Genomic DNA, 16,120 nt, shown 5'->3' on the forward strand with positions numbered 1-16,120 from the left:
GACAACGGAGTTTGCTGAGGCGCCGGTGCGCTCCAACATGGGCTGGGCCGACGGCGGAGGTGGTCGAGGCAGTCGAGTGTTATCGCCCGACCCTCGACGAACCGCGCGTGACTGCCTACCTTCCCCCGGTGCCGCCCCGCGTCTCACCAGTCCCACCCGACGACAGCGCCGCGCTGCCCGACCATTTCACCGAATGGTTCGCGGCGCGCGGCTGGGCGCCGCGCGCGCATCAGCTGGCGCTGCTGGAGAAGGCTCGCGCGCAACGCTCGGCGCTGCTGATCGCCCCGACCGGCGCCGGCAAGACGCTCGCCGGGTTCCTGCCGACCCTGGTGGAGCTCGGCTCCGCCGTCGCGCCGAAGCATCGTTCTGTTCTTGCCAAGCCATCCGCTCTCTCCGCTCCCTCCCCCCTTGTGGGGGAGCGGCGGGGAGGGGGGCCTCCGGCGGCGGTGTCGATGGTGACACCCGGCACCAAGCCGAATGCACTGGCCGAGCTCGCGAACACGGAAAAGAGCAAGCAGACGGCGAACCGCATCCCGCGACCCGCCGGCCTGCACACGCTCTACATCTCCCCGCTCAAGGCGCTCGCGGTCGACATCGCGCGCAATCTCGAGGCGCCGATCTCCGAGATGGGCCTGCCGATCAAGGTCGAGACCCGCACCGGCGACACGCCGGTGTCCCGCCGGCAGCGGCAGCGCCGCTATCCGCCGGATATCCTGCTGACCACGCCGGAGCAGATGGCGCTGCTGCTGTCGTCCGACGATGCGCCGTTCCTGTTTTCCTCGCTGAAGCGCGTCGTGCTCGACGAGCTGCATGCGCTGGTCACCTCCAAGCGCGGCGATCTCTTGTCGCTCGCGCTGGCGCGGCTGTGGCGGCTTGCGCCGGACATGCGCATGATCGGCCTGTCGGCGACCGTCGCCGAGCCGGAGCAACTCGCGCGCTTCCTGGTGCCGCAGCCGTGCGACGGCATAGCCGCGGCCGACGTCGTGGTCGCCGGCGGCGCCGCGCCGCCGGTGGTCGAGATGCTCGATACGCAGGAGCGGCTGCCGTGGGCCGGCCACAGCGCGCGCCATGCGCTGGCCGAGATGTACGAGCTGATCAAGCGAAACAAGACCACGCTCGTGTTCGTCAACACCCGCAGCCAGGCCGAGATGCTGTTCCAGGAGTTCTGGCGCATCAACGACGACAATCTCGCCATCGCCCTGCATCACGGCTCGCTCGACGTCGCGCAGCGCCGCAAGGTCGAGGATGCGATGTCGGCCGGCAGGCTGCGCGGCGTCGTCTGCACCTCCTCGCTCGATCTCGGCGTCGATTGGGGCGACGTCGATCTCGTGATCAATGTCGGCGCGCCCAAGGGCTGCTCGCGGCTGATGCAGCGCATCGGCCGTGCCAATCACCGGCTCGACGAGGCTTCGCGGGCGGTGCTGGTGCCGGCCAACCGCTTCGAGGTGCTGGAATGCTCGGTCGCGATCGATGCCATCGCCGACAATGCGCAGGACACGCCGCCTTTGCGTACTGGCGCGCTCGACGTGCTGGCGCAGCACGTGCTCGGCTGCGCTTGCGCCGAGCCGTTTCTCAGCGACGAGCTCTATGTGGAGGTCATCACGGCGGCCCCCTATGCGTCGCTGTCGCGCGCTGATTTCGACGATGTCGTCGACTTCGTCGCCACCGGCGGCTATGCGCTGAAGACTTATGAGCGGTTTGCCCGCATCAAGCAGGATGCGAGGGGACGCTGGCGCGTCGCCAATCCCAAGGTGCGGCAGAGCTATCGCCTGAACGTCGGCACCATCGTCGAGGAGGCGATGCTGAAGGTGCGGCTGGTGCGCTCGCGCGGCGGGGCCAAGGGCACGACCGGCGCGATCGCGCGCGGCGGACGGCTGCTCGGCGAGATCGAGGAGGCGTTCATCGAAGGCCTCACCCTCGGCGATACGTTCGTGTTCAGCGGCGAGATCGTGCGCTATGAGGCGCTGGCCGAGGACCAGGTCTATGTGTCGCGCGCCAATGATTCCGATCCGAAGGTGCCGTCCTACATGGGCGGCAAGTTTCCGCTGTCGACCTATCTCGCCGAGCGCGTGCGCGGCCTGCTCGACGACCGCACCGCCTGGAGCGCGTTGCCGGAGCAGGTGCGCGACTGGCTGTCCTTGCAGAAGGACGTGTCGCGCATCCCGGCCCGGCGCGAGCTTTTGGTCGAGACCTTCCCGCGCTCCAACAAGCACTACATCGTCTGCTATCCGTTCGAGGGCCGGCTCGCGCATCAGACGCTCGGCATGCTGCTGACGCGCCGGCTCGAGCGGGCGCGCGCCCGGCCGCTCGGCTTCGTCGCCAACGAATATGCGCTTGCGGTGTGGGGGCTCGGCGACATGTCGCTCATGGTCAAACAGGGGCGGCTCGATCTCGCCGCGTTGTTCGACCCGGATATGCTTGGCGACGATCTCGAGGCGTGGCTCGCCGAATCCGCGCTGATGAAGCGCACGTTCCGCTCGTGCGCCATCATCTCCGGCCTGATCGCGCGGCGGTCGACGACCGAGGAGAAGACGCGCCGCCAGGTGCTGTTCTCGACCGATCTGGTCTATGACGTCCTGCGCCGGCATCAGCCCGATCACATGCTGTTGCGCGCGGCGCGCGCCGATGCCGCCACCGGCCTGCTCGATCTGAAGCGGCTCGGTGATATGCTCCAGCGCATCGAGGGACGAATCACCCATCGGGAACTCGATCGCGTCTCGCCGCTGGCGGTGCCGGTGATGCTGGAAATCGGCCGCGAATCCGTCTATGGCGAGGCCGCCGACGAGCTCCTGGCCGAGGCTGCCGAGGAACTCGTGAAGGAAGCGATGGGGTAGATCGACAAGCGAGGCGGACTTGCGGGGGACTTTCTGCGCATCGGGCATGATGGACGTCGCCGGCACCGCGCTGCGCGTCGATCTCTCCGGCGCGCTGGTGTGGGACGAGCAGCGTCTGCTCGTCGTCTCCGATCTGCATCTGGAAAAGGGCTCGAGCTACGCGTCGCGCGGCACCCTGCTGCCGCCGTTCGATACCGTGGCGACTCTCAATCGCCTCACAGCCGTGATCGCCCACTACAATCCGCGCATCGTGATCGCGCTTGGCGACAGCTTTCACGATCGCGATGCGCATACGCGTCTCACCGGCGACGACCGCGCCTGCATCGCCAACCTGCAGGTCGGCCGCGACTGGGTCTGGATCACGGGCAACCACGATCCGGCCCCGCGCGGCATCGGCGGCGAGCTGGCCGACGCGGTCACGCTCGGCGCGGTGACGTTCCGTCACGAGCCCTCCGGCGCGCGCGGCGAGATCGCCGGCCATCTGCATCCGAAGGCGCGCGTCGCGACACGAGCGCGCACGCTGGAGCGGCGCTGCTTCGTCTGCGATGGCGAGCGCGCCGTGATGCCGGCGTTCGGCGCCTATGCCGGGGGCCTGAGCGTGCGCGACGCGGCCTTCGCCAAGCTGTTTCCGAAGCGCGCCTTCATCGCGCATGTGCTGGGAGATAGACGCCTGCACAGCATCGCCGCGGCGCGGTGCTATTAGTTGGATGATGGAAATTCATTAGTTGGATGAGTGATCAGAGGTCGAACGGATCATTCGAAGTTGGACTGATCATGCCCGCCGCGCGCATCGCTGTGCTCTCTCCCTCGCTTGCGGGGGAGAGTTGGAGAGGGGGCGCCAAGCGCACCACCGTCGGAACGGCCCCCTCCCTAGCCCTGCCCCGCAAGCGGGAGAGGGAACGCAGCGTCCTCGTGGCGCCATGGTCGCCGGAGCCGCGGACGAATGCCCGTCAGGCCGCCTTCGCCTGCACCTTCTCGCAGAACTCGGCCAGCCGATCGGCCAGGCGCAACGTCGCCGGGCTGGCGTCGGGCGAGGCGAGCAGCGCGACCTCGGTGCGCTCGATCGGCGCAAAGCCCTCGCGGGCCGTCAGCACGCGGTGCTCCGACTGCACCGACATCTCGGACAGAATGCTCAGCCCCATGCCGGCGGCGACCGCGGCCTGGATGCCGGCGAGGCTCGACGAGGTGTAGGCCATGTGCCAGGCGCGTCCCTCGCTCTCCAGCGCATGGATCGCGCGGGTGCGATAGATGCAGCCGAGCGGGAAGCCGATCAGCGGCAGCGAGCGGGCCTCGAGGTTGACCGGATGGCTCTTGCTGGTCACCCAATAGACCTGCTCCGGCCATGCCGCGATCGCTGCGTGTGCGTCGTCGGCACCACGCTTGAGCAGCGCCAGATCGAGATCGCCGCGCTCGATGTCGCGCTTGAGGTTGAGGCTCTGGTCGGCGCGCACGTCGAGCCGCAGATCGGGGTGGGCGCGCGAGAACGCGGCGAGCAGCTTGGCGAGCCGGTAGGCCGCGAAATCCTCGGGGATGCCGAGCTTCACCGCGCCGTCGGGTCCGGGCCGCGCCACGACGTCGCGGGCCTCCTCGGCGAGCGCGAGCAGGCGGCGGGCATAGGACAACAGCCGTTCGCCGGCCTCGGTCGGCGTGACCTCGCGGCCGTCGCGGTTGAGCAGCGTCTGGCCGAGGTCGTCCTCCAGCCGGCGAATCTGCTGGCTGATCGTCGACTGCGTGCGGTGGACGCGCTCGCCCGCGCGGGTGAAGCCGCCCGCCTCGACCACCGAGACGAAGCTGCGCAACAGGTCCAGATCGAGCATGCCGGGCCTCCATTTGAAAAACCACTGAGTTTCAGTTTATCATTTAATTTCCAGATGGGAAAGAACAGCCCTACACCGGCGGCGAAGGAGACCTCCGATGTCGTCCGTATCCTCCGTTGCCGTACCCCGCATGAAGTCCAATCTACTGCCGCTCGAAATCGGCCTGTTCTGCCTGTTGTGGAGCTTTGCCTTCGTTGCCGGCAAGATCGGGGTGACCTATTGTCCGCCGCTGCTGCTGCTCGCGGCGCGGTTCTCGCTCGCCGGTGTCCTCATTCTTGTGGTGCCGGCGGTCCGGGGCGAGCTGTGCATGAGCTGGCGCGATGCGGCCGTGTTCGCGATCATCGGCATCGCCAACAACGCGCTGTATCTCGGTCTCGGCTACACCGGGCTGCAGACGGTGTCGGCGGGGCTCGGCGGCCTGATCGTCTCGGCCAATCCGGTGTTCACCGCGGTGTTCGCGGCGCTGCTGCTGGGCGAGCCGCTGACCCTGCGCAAAATCTCAGGCCTCGCGCTCGGCACCGTCGGCGTCGCCATGATCGTCTGGCACCGTATGTCCGTCGGCACCGACCAGCTCGAAGGCATTCTCTATACGCTGGCGGCGCTGGCCTCGATCGTGACCGGCACCATTCTGTTCAAGCAGCTCGCCCCGCAGGGCAGCCTGTGGGTCGGCAACGGCATCCAGAACCTCTCAGCCGGGCTGGTGTTATGGCCGGTCGCGCTCGGCGTGTCGCACGTGGGCGAGATCGTGCCGAATGCGCAACTGATCGGCGCGTTCGCCTTCCTCGTGCTCGGCGGCTCGATCCTGGCCTATGTGCTCTGGTTCCATCTCTTGAAAGTATGCGGCGCGACCGCGGCCAGCGCCTATCATTTCGTGATGCCGCCGCTCGCGATGATCTTCGCCTTCCTGGTGCTCGGCGAGCACGTGGCGCTGCAGGACCTGCTCGGCGTCGTTCCCGTCGCGCTCGGGATCTATCTGGTCACGCGGGCGCCGGCCCGTACCATTGGAGCATCGTCATGAGTGTTGCGATCACCCTGATCGGCGGCCCGACCGCCCTTATCGAAATCGATGGCTTCCGCCTGCTGACCGATCCCACATTCGATGCTCCCGGCCGCTATGAATTGCCGCATGTCGTACTGGAGAAGCTCACTGGACCAGCGATGACCGCTGAGGCGATCGGGGAGGTCGATGCGGTGCTGCTGAGCCATGATCAGCACTCCGACAATCTCGACCATGGCGGCCGCGCCTTCCTGAGACGCGCACCGCGCGTGCTCACGACGGAAGTCGGCGCAAGCAGGCTCGGTGCGCTGGCGGAAGGATTGGCGCCGTGGCAGACGACGCAGCTCAGCAAAGGCGGCAGGACATTGACGGTCGCGGCGACGCCGGCGCGCCATGGTCCCGCCGGCATCGAGCCGCTCGCGGGCGATGTGATCGGCTTCGTCCTGATCCCGCAGCACGGCGCGCCCGTCTATGTCAGTGGCGACACGGTGTTCTATGACGGCGTGGCGGAGGTGGCGCGGCGTTTCAAGCCTGGCGTCGTGATGCCTTTTGCCGGAGCGGCGCAGACACGCGGGCCGTTCCACCTCACCATGGACACCAACGACACGATCGAGACCGCGCGCGTGTTTGCCGAGGCCGCCATCGTTCCGGTTCACACGGATGGCTGGGCGCATTTCCGCCAGAGCGCGCAGGACCTGCGCAAGACCTTCGATGCGCTCGGGTTCGGTGCGCGGCTGAAGCTTCTGGAGCCCGGTGTGCGGACGGTGATCGCCTCGCCACCCAGCTCCTCCCACTGACGCGAAAAAGATCAATCCCGACGGAACACGATCGACGCCATCCATCCCGTCATCAGCGCCATCGCGGCGGTGACGAGGCCGTAGACGAAGCCGCTCTGCCGCGCCGAGTTCGCGACGAACTGCTCGAAGCCAACCTTGACGATCTCGAACGCAGTCTCCGTCTTGGTGACCAGCGCGCCGTCGGCGAGCAGCTTGATCTCGACCTCGTAGGTGCCGATCGGCACCGCAGCGGGGAGCGGAATGCCGGTGCGGAACAGCGTCGGCGTGAGGAAGGTCACCGCGGACGTATCCTCGCGGTACAGACCGTGCTGCGATTGCAGCCGCACGAAGGCGCTGCGGAACGCGTCGTTCGGGACCACGTCGGCATAGTCGGGACCGACGCGCTGGGTCAGCAGCACGTTGTTGAGTCCGAGCTGCTGCCGGCGCAGCACCTCGGGCGCGGCCATCGCATCGAACTGGCGGTTGGCGAACAGCGCCAGATAGCCGGGCACCTTGAGGAACTGGCGCGAGTCGGTGTTGATCCAGATGCCGAACTTGCGCTCCTTGCGCCGCGTCACCATGTCGGCCCGCGGGCCCCGGACGGTGACGACGAGGTCATAGGCGGTGCGACCCGGCGGGGTCTGGGTGTCCTTCTCGACCGAGCCGAACAGCACCAGCTCCTCCCCGGAATAGTTCGGCGTCACCGTCACGCGATGGTTGGAGACCGAGACGATCAGCCGCTCGGCGCGCGCCGATGCGGCGCCGGCAAGCAGCAGCATGAAGGTGAGGCTGGCGAGGCGGAGCGGCGTCATCTGCTGATCTCGGTCTCGCGGATCGTGAACAGGTCGTCGGGCTTGATCACGAGCTCGATCGCGAACCGGATGCCGACGGCGAGGATCAGCAGGCCGAGCAGCAGCCGCAGCTGCTCGCCGCGGATCATCTGGCCGGCGCGGGCCCCGAACTGCGCGCCGGTGACGCCGCCGACCATCAGGATCAGCGCCAGCACGGCGTCGACCAGATGATTGCTCATCGCGTGCAGCATGGTCGCGATCATCATGGTCGCGAGCGTCAGGACCATCGAGGTGCCGATGACGGTCGAGGTCGGCACGCGCAGCAGGTAGATCAGCAGGGGCACCAGAATGAAGCCGCCGCCGATGCCCATCACGGCGCCGAGGAAGCCGATGATGAGGCCGATGGCGATCACCGGAATGACGGAGACATAGATCTTCGAGCGCTTGAAGCGCATCTTCAGCGGCAGGCCATGGATCCAGACATGGCTGCCCGGACGCCGCACGGTCGCGACCGCGCCCTGGCGCGCGCGCATCATCGCCCGCAGACCCTCCCAGAACATCGTGCCGCCGACGCTCGTCAGCAGGACGACATAGGACAGCGCGATCATCAGATCGAGCTGGCCGAGCGACCGCAACAGGGTGAAGGTGGCGACGCCGAGTCCGGTGCCGAGCGCGCCGCCGATCATCAACACCGCGGCCAGCGAGGGATCGATGGCGCGCCGTCGCCAATAGGACAGCGCCCCGGAGAACGAGGAGGCGGCGATGTGGCTGGAGACCGAGGCGACCGCGACCGCGGGGGTGATGCCGACGAAGATCAGGAGCGGCGTCATCAGGAACCCGCCGCCGATGCCGAACATGCCGGAGACGAAGCCGACGGCCGCGCCCATCGCCAGCAACAGGAAGATGTTGACCGGGATGTCGGCGATCGGAAGATAAATCTGCATCCGCGCGGCCTCTGCGATCCTTCGAGCGAGCATCCCGCGCATGCGACGCAGGATGCCAAGCTCCTGCATAACCGAAAATGGCAGCGAAGGGATCAGTCATTCCCGCCCGAAGTCGACGTCACATCCACCGACGCCGAACGTGGGGGTCTGGGCGCTCCGTCAAAGGGCCTTGAGCGGCGCGGTCACCAGCCTCATGGCCTCGGCATCGCCCGGATCGAGCCAGCGGATGTGGCGGGTCTGCGACATCGCCTCGATGACCTGCGACGATACGCCCATGCGCGTCATGTAGCCGAGGATGGCGCCGGTGACGCGCTGGGTGTCGGCGACCGCGTCGGCGCCACGGGCCTCCGACGTGAAGCGGTGCACGCCGAGCGCCGAACCATCGAGGCCGTAGCGGGTCTGCCCGCCGGCAAAGGCGAACACGCAGGCGCTGGCGCAGAAGCCCGGACGGATGCGGCCGGCATTGTCGGCCACGCCGACGGCGGTAGCGAGTCCATGGGCGCGGATGATCTCGCCCATCAGCACCCCCTGGTCGAGGTTGCCGCCGGGCGAGGACAGCAGGATCACGTCGCCCGGCTTGAGACGGGCCTCGCTGATCCGCTCGCGCAGCCAGCCGGCCGCCGCTGGCCCGATGGGGCCGCTGACGGCGAGCACGGTGCGCCTGCCGCCCAGCCCGGCAAGCGCGGGGTCGGCGACCAGCGCCGCCGACAGACTCGGCGAGATGTACTGATCCTTCCAGAACGACCAGGCGTCGGGTCGCGACAGGTCGCGGTAGGCGCGAATGCCTCCGCCGAGCACGATTGCAACGAAGAAGATGACGGAAGCCAGCCGGCGCCATCGGAACGCCGCAGGATAGCCGTCGGTCACTTGCTGCATTCGTTGGCGAGGAGGCGGAGCAGCGGCGACGTTCGCCGTAGTCCGCGGCGGCACGCGGGGGCCCGTCGGCGACTGCAGGAAGCGCGCGCCGTCCTGTTGGTCGTTCCCCGCTGACACCCGTCGATGCTCCCTCGCGGCGCTCGTGATGATCCGCCGCGACAACCTATATCGATCGACCGCGCGACACTATGGCGGCGCGATCGCAAGCCGGGAGGATTTTTCAGGCTGTGCGCGGACGCTCGTCCATGTCGAAAGAGGGGCGCTATGCCCGTGTCAGCGCGGCGCCGTCGCAGCCGCGCGCTTCGCCAGCGCCGCCTTGGCCGCGGCTGCCTTGGCGATCGCCTGCGTGCCATCCCAGCCGCCGACGGGCGCCGGCACGTTCACGGCGTCGTCGGGCTGCGGTTCGACCGTGAAGGTCTGGATCGCGAGCTTGGCCGCGGCGAGCGACTGGACATCGAGCCGCTTGGCGACATCGTCGCGCTTGCGCCCCGCGTCGACGTCACCCTGCGCTGCGGCCAGGGTGAACCATTTGTAGGATTCGGCGAGGTTCTGTTCGACGCCGATGCCACGGGCATAGAGGATGCCGAGGTTGAACTGGCTATCGGCGACGCCGCGCTCGGCGGCCTTGCGGAACCATTGCGAGGCGCTCTTGTAGTTCGCGCCCTTGCCGCCGCCGTCGGCGTCCAGCACGGCGAGATTGTGCATCGCCTTGGCGTTGCCGCGCTCGGCGGCGACCACGTAGTAGCGGCGGGCGATGTCGGCGTCCTTCTTCACGCCGAGACCCTTCTCGTAGAAGGTGCCGAGACGGAAGACCGCCGGGATCAGCCCCGCCTGCGCGGCGCGGTCATACCACTTCGCGGCTTCCTCATAGTTCGCCGCGACGCCCTTGCCCTCGGCAAAGCGCACGCCGACTTCGTAGGCGGCGGTCGGATCACCCTTCAGGGCGGCATTGCGCAGCGCCAGTCCGCCGATGGCATCGGGCAGCTTCTCGGAGGCGGGCACCTGCACCAAGCCGAGCTTCTGGCCGTTGGCAGCGGTTGGGATCGTGCCGGTGATATCAGTGGGGACGGCAGCAGGTAATGTGGCTGGCTTTTCGACGTCCTGCGGGATCGCGAGCATTGCGATCGTCTCCGCTTCGCTCGGCATGGCCCGATTGTAGGACTGACGGTCGATCGGCGTCGGCGACGTCAACGACGGCACGCTCTGGTCGGGCGTCGTCGGCCGCGGCGACAGGCTCGGCGAGGCCGACGGCATCTGCGCGCGCGGCGCCTCGCCCTGGGTTTCCATTGGCGAGATCGGTGGCGGCGTGCTGCCGCTGTCGAGCAGCGACATCGCGAATTTGAAAGTGCCGAGCACGATCACGACGACGCTGGCCCCGACCAGGAGCGAGCGGATCTTCGACCCAATGGTCGAGACTTCCTCGTCACCCTCGGCGGTGAGAGCGAACGTCGGCTTGTCCTTGGGTTTGGCCTTGGGCTTGACAGCGTCGCTGGCGACGTCCTTGGGGAGGTCTTTCGGCGGTTCCTTGGCCTTCTCCTTCGGCTTGTCCTTCTTCGCCTTCTTGGCGTCCACGGGCTGTGCAGCCGCCGCGGCCTGCGCCGCGCGGCGCGCAGCCGCGATGAAGCTCGACGTCGACACCGGCTCCCGCTTGCCGGCGGGAAGCTCGCTCAGCGCATCCTCGGACGCGGCGATCCGCTCGGCGGGCGATGCGGTCCGGCCAGGCGGACGGGTGCCGGGTTCGAGCGGATGATCCGGCGGCAGCTCGGGGACGATGACGGTCGGGCGGGGCGCCTGTGCTGTGTGCGGCTCGAGGATGTCGGCGATCGCCTTCGGCGGAATCGGCGGCGGCATGGTGGCCGCCGTCGCCTGCGCGGCGTGGAAGTCGCGCGAGGCGGCCGCGAACGCCTGTTGACCCGCGGCCGGAGCGACAATCTGTCCCGCTGGCTGCTCGGCCGCCGGATTGGGCAGCTCAGGCCGGTAGGCGGGCTCTGGCCTGGCCGGCTCGGCAAAGGCCTGGGGCGCCGGCGCGCGTGCGGCCGGCATCGGCGACTCGATTGGCGGTGCCAGCGGCGGCAGCGCGGCCGGCGGGCTCGCGGTGGCGCGCACATTGCGCAGGTCGCCTTCGATCATGGCGAGGCGGTCGACGACGTGCCCCAGCGTGTTGTGGACGGCCTCGAGCGAGTCCTGGGTGTTGCGGTCGGTCTCGGTCTGGCTGAAGCGGATGTCGGACAGCTCGCGCTTGACCATGTCGATCAGGCCGCCGTCCTGCGACGTTTCGCGCTGCGACCGGCTCTCCGCCAGCGCTGCGAAGGTCGCCTGCTGCCGTTCGAGATAGCGCAGGATGTCCTGCAGGCCGTCCTCGACGCGGGTCATGTTGCCGCCGCGCGGGTCGTTGGCGGCCTCGAGCCGCTCCAGCAGATAGCTGATCCGCTGTTCGAGATGGGTGATCGCCGATGAGCCGTCGTTGCCGACCTGCAGGCGGTCGATGCGGTCGGACAGGCCGCGCAGCGCGTCCTCGATCTGGGCAGTGTGGTCGGGCGCGGCCGCCGGCGGCTCGCGGCTTTCCAGGGTCGAGGTCAGCGCGGCAATGCGCTGTTCGAGCGCCGCAAACGACTCGTGGAACGAGTCGTGATTGTCGCGCGCCTGTGTGACCTGGTCGACCTTCGACGACAGCTGGCGGAGATCGTCCGACAGTCGTTCCAGCGCGTCGTTGGAGGCGACATTGGCGACGATCGCACGCAGCGCCGCGATGGCGCTTTCGAGCTGCTGCACGGTGCCAGGGTCGTCATTGGCGCGCAGGATCAGGTCGAGCTTGGCGCCGAGATTGCGGATCGCCTCGTCATAGACGGCGAGCTGCTCGGCAGGCTTCAGCGAGCCGACGACCTCGCGGATGTCGGTCAGCGCGCGCTCGATCCCGGCCAGTGCGTGGCCGTCGACGCCGGTGTTGCGGTTCTCGTCGATACGGCGCGACAGCGAGCGAATCTCGTTCTCGATCGACTCGATCGCCCGGCGCGGCATCGCCTCGGTGATGGCGTGACGAATTTCGGAGAGCTCGTTGCGGAAGCCGGCGATCGACTGCTCGATGCCGTCGTCGGGGCGATGCAGCGCCTCGATCTGGCTCGTGATCTTCAGCAGATGGCGTTCGAGCAGCGAGAAATCGGGAGTGGGGGCTGCCGGTTGCGGCGGCGTCAGCCGCGCGCTGATCGGAGTCATCAGCGGCGCTGCTGCGGATGCCATGGCAGGCGCGGTCGGCGGTGCCTGGTGCGGCGGCAGCGGGCGCGCATTGTCGAGCTCGCTCTGGCGGGCGCTGATCTCGGCCACGGCCACGTCGAACGAACCCGCGCTGAGCGGCTGGGCGGGCCGGTAGAGCTGCGCAGCGGCGCGCTCGACGCCGTCAGGACCACGATAGCGGTCCTCGGTGTCCGGCTTGCGCAGCGGCGTCGAGATCTGCGACAGGCGGGCGTCGAGCCGCGAGATCGCGTCGTTCAGCTGACGCGCGACGCCCTGCTCGTCGCGTGGCCCATCCTTGCGCGCGACGGGGCGCGACATTTGCTCGATCTGCCGTGCGATGGAGTCGAGCCGCTGATGGATGTCGGTCACCTCGCGGGCATCGCGGCTGACGGTCGGCGTGCTGCGTGGCGCGGGGCTGCCGCGGAAATCGGGCGGGGTCGATGCGCCGAGCGTGGAGTTGATCCAGTCGTTCAGCGTCATTCCGGCGCGTTGCGCCGCGGCCTCGGCCCTCTCGCGGACGGACGGGTCGATGCCTTCATTACTCCACGGTACGCGCGAATTCATGTCTCGTCCGGTTCCGCTTCCAGCGCTCCACCAAGCGCCTCCAGCCTCCCCACGCGTCCCGGACATGAACATGAACGGGTCCGCGCAGATCGTCTGCTCCAGGTCCCGACTTTTGACTTTTACGGTAAATAACGCGTTAAGTTTACCGCCGGCGCGGCCAGAAGTTTTGCCCTATCAAACGGCGGGTATCAGCCGGCATTTTCACGCGATGATGGATCGAGCGGCCGCACGCTGCTCGCGCCGGATATCGTCGACAGCGCGGTGATCGCTTCCTCGCACCATTCCGCCACCATGCGTTCGTGGCGCAAGCCGAGACGCAGGTTGAGGAGCTTGCCCATATCGGCCGGGGCCACGTTGCCGTCCGCATAATGCTTCTTGAGGATGCGATCGTAGCGCTCGGCGCGGTCGCGATGATGCTCGAGCCGCGCCATCAGGTCGGCCCGGATCGGCCCGATGTCGGCGGCGCCCAGTGCATAGAGCCGGACGAGAAGATCGTCCTTCGTCGAGGCCGGCGTGCTCGGCCGCGCCGCCCAGCTGCGAAACGCCGCGCGGCCCTCCGCGGTCAATGTGTAGACCAGCTTGTTGGGCTTGCCGGTCTGCACCACCTCGCGCCCCTGGATGTAGCCGCGGTCGCGCAGCCGCGACAGCTCGCGGTAGATCTGCTGGTGGTCCGTCTTCCAGAAGAAGCCGATCGAGGAGTCGAACGTCTTGGCGAGCTCGTAGCCCGTCATCGGATGTTCGGTGAGGCAGGCGAGGATGGCGTCGCCGAGGGCCATGGCCGGAAACTGCTCCCGTTTTTCTGATCGTGTTGTGCCCCGCTCCACGCTTGACATTATGCACACTGGCGCATATGCGTCAATGTGCATATGGGGTGGTTGTGGTGCTGGCCTGTTCCGCCCCGAGGAGACGCCCAATGACAATGACCGGCCTCGATGGATGGTACGGCTACATGAGGTCTCACGATCTCGGCGCTTTGCGGGAGCTGCTGCATCCCGACGCCGTGTTCGAAAGTCCCGTCGTGCACACGCCGCAACGCGGCCGCGACATTACCTTCAAATATCTCGCGAGTGCTGAGAAAGTCTTAGGCGGTCCCGGATTCAAGTATGTCGGGGAGTGGCGTAACGCCACGGGCGCCGTGCTCGAATTCGAGAACGAGATCGAAGGGATCAAGCTCAACGGCGTCGATATCATCAGCTTCGACGACGCCGGTCTGATCACACATTTCAAGGTCATGGTGCGCCCGCTCAAGGCGATCAATTTGCTGCACCGCTTGATGGGCGAACAGCTCGCCGCCATGAGCAAGCCGTCGTGACGCGACCGACAGTCGCAAACTAACGGCTGCCGCAAGCCTTGAGAAATCGCTACAGTCTGCGGCCTGCATTGCCTGCCGCGTCCGTGGAATTCCCCGTCTGAAACTTCAGCCTTCCTGCCGGAGACGCCAATGCCGATCTACAAAGCCCCCGTGGAAGATGTCACCTTCCTGCTCAACGACGTGTTCCAGATCGACCGCTACGACAACCTGCCGGGATTCTCCGATGCTTCGGCGGATGTCCGCGAGGCGATCCTCGGCGAAGCCGCCAAGCTCGCCGAAGAGGTGCTGCATCCGCTGAATCGCGTGGGTGATCTCGAAGGCTGCAAGCGCCATGACGACGGCAGCGTGACCACGCCGAAAGGCTTCAAGGACGCCTACAAGCAGATCGTCGAGGGCGGCTGGCTCGGCCTGTCGGCGCCAACCGAATATGGCGGGCAGGGCTTGCCGGTGACGCTCAGCCAGACCGTCAACGAATTCCAGTGCTCCGCCAACATGGCGTTCTCGATGTATGGCGGCCTCACCATGGGCGCCACCGCCGCGCTGATCGTGCATGGCAATGAGGAGCAGAAGAAGACCTACGTGCCGAAGATGGTCGCCGGCGAGTGGACCGGCACCATGAACCTCACCGAGCCGCATTGCGGCACCGACCTCGGCCTGCTCCGCACCAAGGCGGTGCGCCAGGCCGACGGCAGCTTCAAAATCTCCGGCACCAAGATCTTCATCTCCGCCGGTGAGCACGACTTGGCCTCCAACATCATCCATCTCGTGCTCGCCCGCATCGAGGGCGCGCCGGCCGGCATCAAGGGCGTGTCGCTGTTCGTGGTGCCCAAGTTCATGGTCAATCCCGACGGCACGGTGGGTGCGCGCAACGGCGTCACCTGTGGCTCGATCGAGCACAAGATGGGCATCCACGGCAATTCGACCTGTGTGATGAACTACGACAACGCCACCGGCTGGCTGATCGGCGAAGAGAACAAGGGCATGCAGGGCATGTTCGTGATGATGAACGAGGCCCGGCTCGGCGTCGCCGTGCAGGGTCTCGCGCAGTCCGAGGTGGCCTATCAGAACGCGGTCGCCTATGCGCGCGAGCGCATCCAGGGCCGCTCGCTGACTGGGCCCAAGGCGCCCGACAAGGCCGCCGATCCGATCATCGTGCATCCCGACGTACGCCGCACCCTGCTGTCGATCCGCGCCTTCAACGAGGCGGCGCGCGCGATGGTGGTGTGGACCTCGCTGAAGAGCGACGTCGCGCACCGCTCGCAGGACCCGAAGGACCGCCAGGCCGCCGACGACCACATGGGCCTGATGACCCCGGTCATGAAGGGCTACATGACCGACATGGGCTTTGCCAACGCCGTCCAGGCGCAGCAGATGTATGGCGGCCACGGCTACATCGCCGAGCACGGCATGGAGCAGTTCGTGCGCGATGCCCGCATCGCCATGATCTACGAAGGCGCCAACGGCATCCAGGCGCTGGATCTCGTCGGCCGCAAGCTGCCGCGCGACGGCGGCCGCGCCGTGATGGCCTTCTTCAACGAGGTCGGCTCGTTCGCCAAGGAGCAGGGCGGAAACGATGCGATGAAGCCGTTCGTAGCCCCGTTGTCGACCGCGCTCGGCCATCTGCAGCAGGCCACCACGTGGCTGATGCAGAACGCGATGACCAAGCCGGACAATGCCGGCGCCGCCGCGACCGACTACATGCATCTCTTTGCGCTGGTCACCTTCGGCTACATGTGGGCGAAGATGGCGAAGGTGGCGCAGGACAAGATTGCGGCCGGCGACGGCTCGACCTATCTCACCACCAAGCTGGTGACGGGCCGCTTCTTCATGGAGCGCGTGCTGCCCGAAACGGCGGCGCATCTCGCCCGCCTCCAGGCCGGTTGTGCGACCGTGATGGAACTGCCGGCGGAAGCCTTCTGAGGATCAGACGAGAGCCGGTGCGCGCCGCGCGCCGGCACCGTCGTCAATGCGAACAACA

At 67.6% G+C, this 16,120-nt stretch carries 12 protein-coding genes; 6 read left to right on the top strand and 6 right to left on the bottom strand.

Features of this window, described 5'->3' with window-relative positions; all coding sequences use genetic code 11:
- Positions 1-128: 128 nt before the first annotated feature.
- Positions 129-2,834 (top strand): ligase-associated DNA damage response DEXH box helicase, encoded by a 2,706-nt coding sequence (locus ACQR13_RS17630; protein WP_434863104.1) that lies wholly within the window; start codon positions 129-131, stop codon positions 2,832-2,834.
- A 49-nt stretch (positions 2,835-2,883) separates the two neighbouring features.
- A complete protein-coding gene (gene pdeM, locus ACQR13_RS17635; protein ID WP_315751515.1) occupies positions 2,884-3,537 on the top strand; it encodes a ligase-associated DNA damage response endonuclease PdeM in 654 nt (217 codons plus the stop codon).
- 247 nt (positions 3,538-3,784) lie between these two features.
- Here pdeM and ACQR13_RS17640 read toward each other — a convergent pair whose 3' ends face one another.
- Entirely contained in the window at positions 3,785-4,651 is an 867-nt protein-coding gene (locus ACQR13_RS17640; protein ID WP_316185526.1) for a LysR family transcriptional regulator, read from the bottom strand.
- A 97-nt stretch (positions 4,652-4,748) separates the two neighbouring features.
- On the opposite strand from ACQR13_RS17640, the gene ACQR13_RS17645 reads away from it, so the two are divergent.
- Entirely contained in the window at positions 4,749-5,669 is a 921-nt protein-coding gene (locus ACQR13_RS17645; protein ID WP_316185525.1) for a DMT family transporter, read from the top strand.
- The gene (locus ACQR13_RS17650; RefSeq protein ID WP_315751272.1) at positions 5,666-6,445 is read left to right on the top strand and encodes an MBL fold metallo-hydrolase; all 780 of its coding nucleotides are present in this window, start codon (positions 5,666-5,668) and stop codon (positions 6,443-6,445) included. The genes ACQR13_RS17645 and ACQR13_RS17650 overlap by 4 nt, the downstream gene beginning before the upstream one ends.
- A gap of 11 nt (positions 6,446-6,456) precedes the next feature.
- Here the strand turns inward: ACQR13_RS17650 and ACQR13_RS17655 are convergent, their stop codons facing one another.
- The 5 genes from ACQR13_RS17655 to ACQR13_RS17675 form a co-directional block, all read right to left on the bottom strand.
- Positions 6,457-7,236 (bottom strand): TIGR02186 family protein, encoded by a 780-nt coding sequence (locus tag ACQR13_RS17655; protein ID WP_315717942.1) that lies wholly within the window; start codon positions 7,234-7,236, stop codon positions 6,457-6,459.
- Positions 7,233-8,159 (bottom strand): sulfite exporter TauE/SafE family protein, encoded by a 927-nt coding sequence (locus tag ACQR13_RS17660; protein ID WP_315717941.1) that lies wholly within the window; start codon positions 8,157-8,159, stop codon positions 7,233-7,235. The genes ACQR13_RS17655 and ACQR13_RS17660 overlap by 4 nt, the downstream gene beginning before the upstream one ends.
- Positions 8,160-8,318: 159 nt before the next feature.
- The gene (locus ACQR13_RS17665; protein WP_316185522.1) at positions 8,319-9,152 is read right to left on the bottom strand and encodes a hypothetical protein; all 834 of its coding nucleotides are present in this window, start codon (positions 9,150-9,152) and stop codon (positions 8,319-8,321) included.
- Positions 9,153-9,308: 156 nt separating this feature from the next.
- Positions 9,309-12,830, bottom strand: a complete 3,522-nt coding sequence (locus ACQR13_RS17670) for a hypothetical protein (RefSeq protein WP_434863032.1) — start codon at positions 12,828-12,830, stop codon at positions 9,309-9,311.
- A gap of 188 nt (positions 12,831-13,018) precedes the next feature.
- The gene (locus ACQR13_RS17675) at positions 13,019-13,606 is read right to left on the bottom strand and encodes a PadR family transcriptional regulator (protein ID WP_315717938.1); all 588 of its coding nucleotides are present in this window, start codon (positions 13,604-13,606) and stop codon (positions 13,019-13,021) included.
- A gap of 137 nt (positions 13,607-13,743) precedes the next feature.
- Here ACQR13_RS17675 and ACQR13_RS17680 point away from each other — a divergent pair, with 137 nt between their 5' ends.
- Positions 13,744-14,142 carry a nuclear transport factor 2 family protein gene (locus ACQR13_RS17680; RefSeq protein ID WP_315717936.1) on the top strand — a complete coding sequence of 133 codons (399 nt, stop codon included), beginning with the start codon at positions 13,744-13,746 and terminating at the stop codon, positions 14,140-14,142.
- A 129-nt stretch (positions 14,143-14,271) separates the two neighbouring features.
- Positions 14,272-16,062, top strand: a complete 1,791-nt coding sequence (locus ACQR13_RS17685) for an acyl-CoA dehydrogenase C-terminal domain-containing protein (protein ID WP_315751277.1) — start codon at positions 14,272-14,274, stop codon at positions 16,060-16,062.
- The last annotated feature ends 58 nt before the right edge of the window (positions 16,063-16,120 follow it).

This window comes from Bradyrhizobium sp. HKCCYLRH3059 (assembly GCF_051168035.1).
Classification (GTDB): Bacteria; Pseudomonadota; Alphaproteobacteria; order Rhizobiales; family Xanthobacteraceae; genus Bradyrhizobium.

Excerpts from the sequence above, each read along its gene's own strand:
- pdeM (WP_315751515.1), top strand. The coding sequence starts at position 2,884 with ATGGACGTCGCCGGCACCGCGCTGCGCGTCGATCTCTCCGGCGCGCTG.
- ACQR13_RS17640 (WP_316185526.1), bottom strand. The coding sequence starts at position 4,651 with ATGCTCGATCTGGACCTGTTGCGCAGCTTCGTCTCGGTGGTCGAGGCG.
- ACQR13_RS17645 (WP_316185525.1), top strand. The coding sequence starts at position 4,749 with ATGTCGTCCGTATCCTCCGTTGCCGTACCCCGCATGAAGTCCAATCTA.
- ACQR13_RS17650 (WP_315751272.1), top strand. The coding sequence starts at position 5,666 with ATGAGTGTTGCGATCACCCTGATCGGCGGCCCGACCGCCCTTATCGAA.
- ACQR13_RS17655 (WP_315717942.1), bottom strand. The coding sequence starts at position 7,236 with ATGACGCCGCTCCGCCTCGCCAGCCTCACCTTCATGCTGCTGCTTGCC.
- ACQR13_RS17660 (WP_315717941.1), bottom strand. The coding sequence starts at position 8,159 with ATGCAGATTTATCTTCCGATCGCCGACATCCCGGTCAACATCTTCCTG.
- ACQR13_RS17670 (WP_434863032.1), bottom strand. The coding sequence starts at position 12,830 with ATGAATTCGCGCGTACCGTGGAGTAATGAAGGCATCGACCCGTCCGTC.
- ACQR13_RS17675 (WP_315717938.1), bottom strand. The coding sequence starts at position 13,606 with ATGGCCCTCGGCGACGCCATCCTCGCCTGCCTCACCGAACATCCGATG.
- ACQR13_RS17680 (WP_315717936.1), top strand. The coding sequence starts at position 13,744 with ATGACAATGACCGGCCTCGATGGATGGTACGGCTACATGAGGTCTCAC.
- ACQR13_RS17685 (WP_315751277.1), top strand. The coding sequence starts at position 14,272 with ATGCCGATCTACAAAGCCCCCGTGGAAGATGTCACCTTCCTGCTCAAC.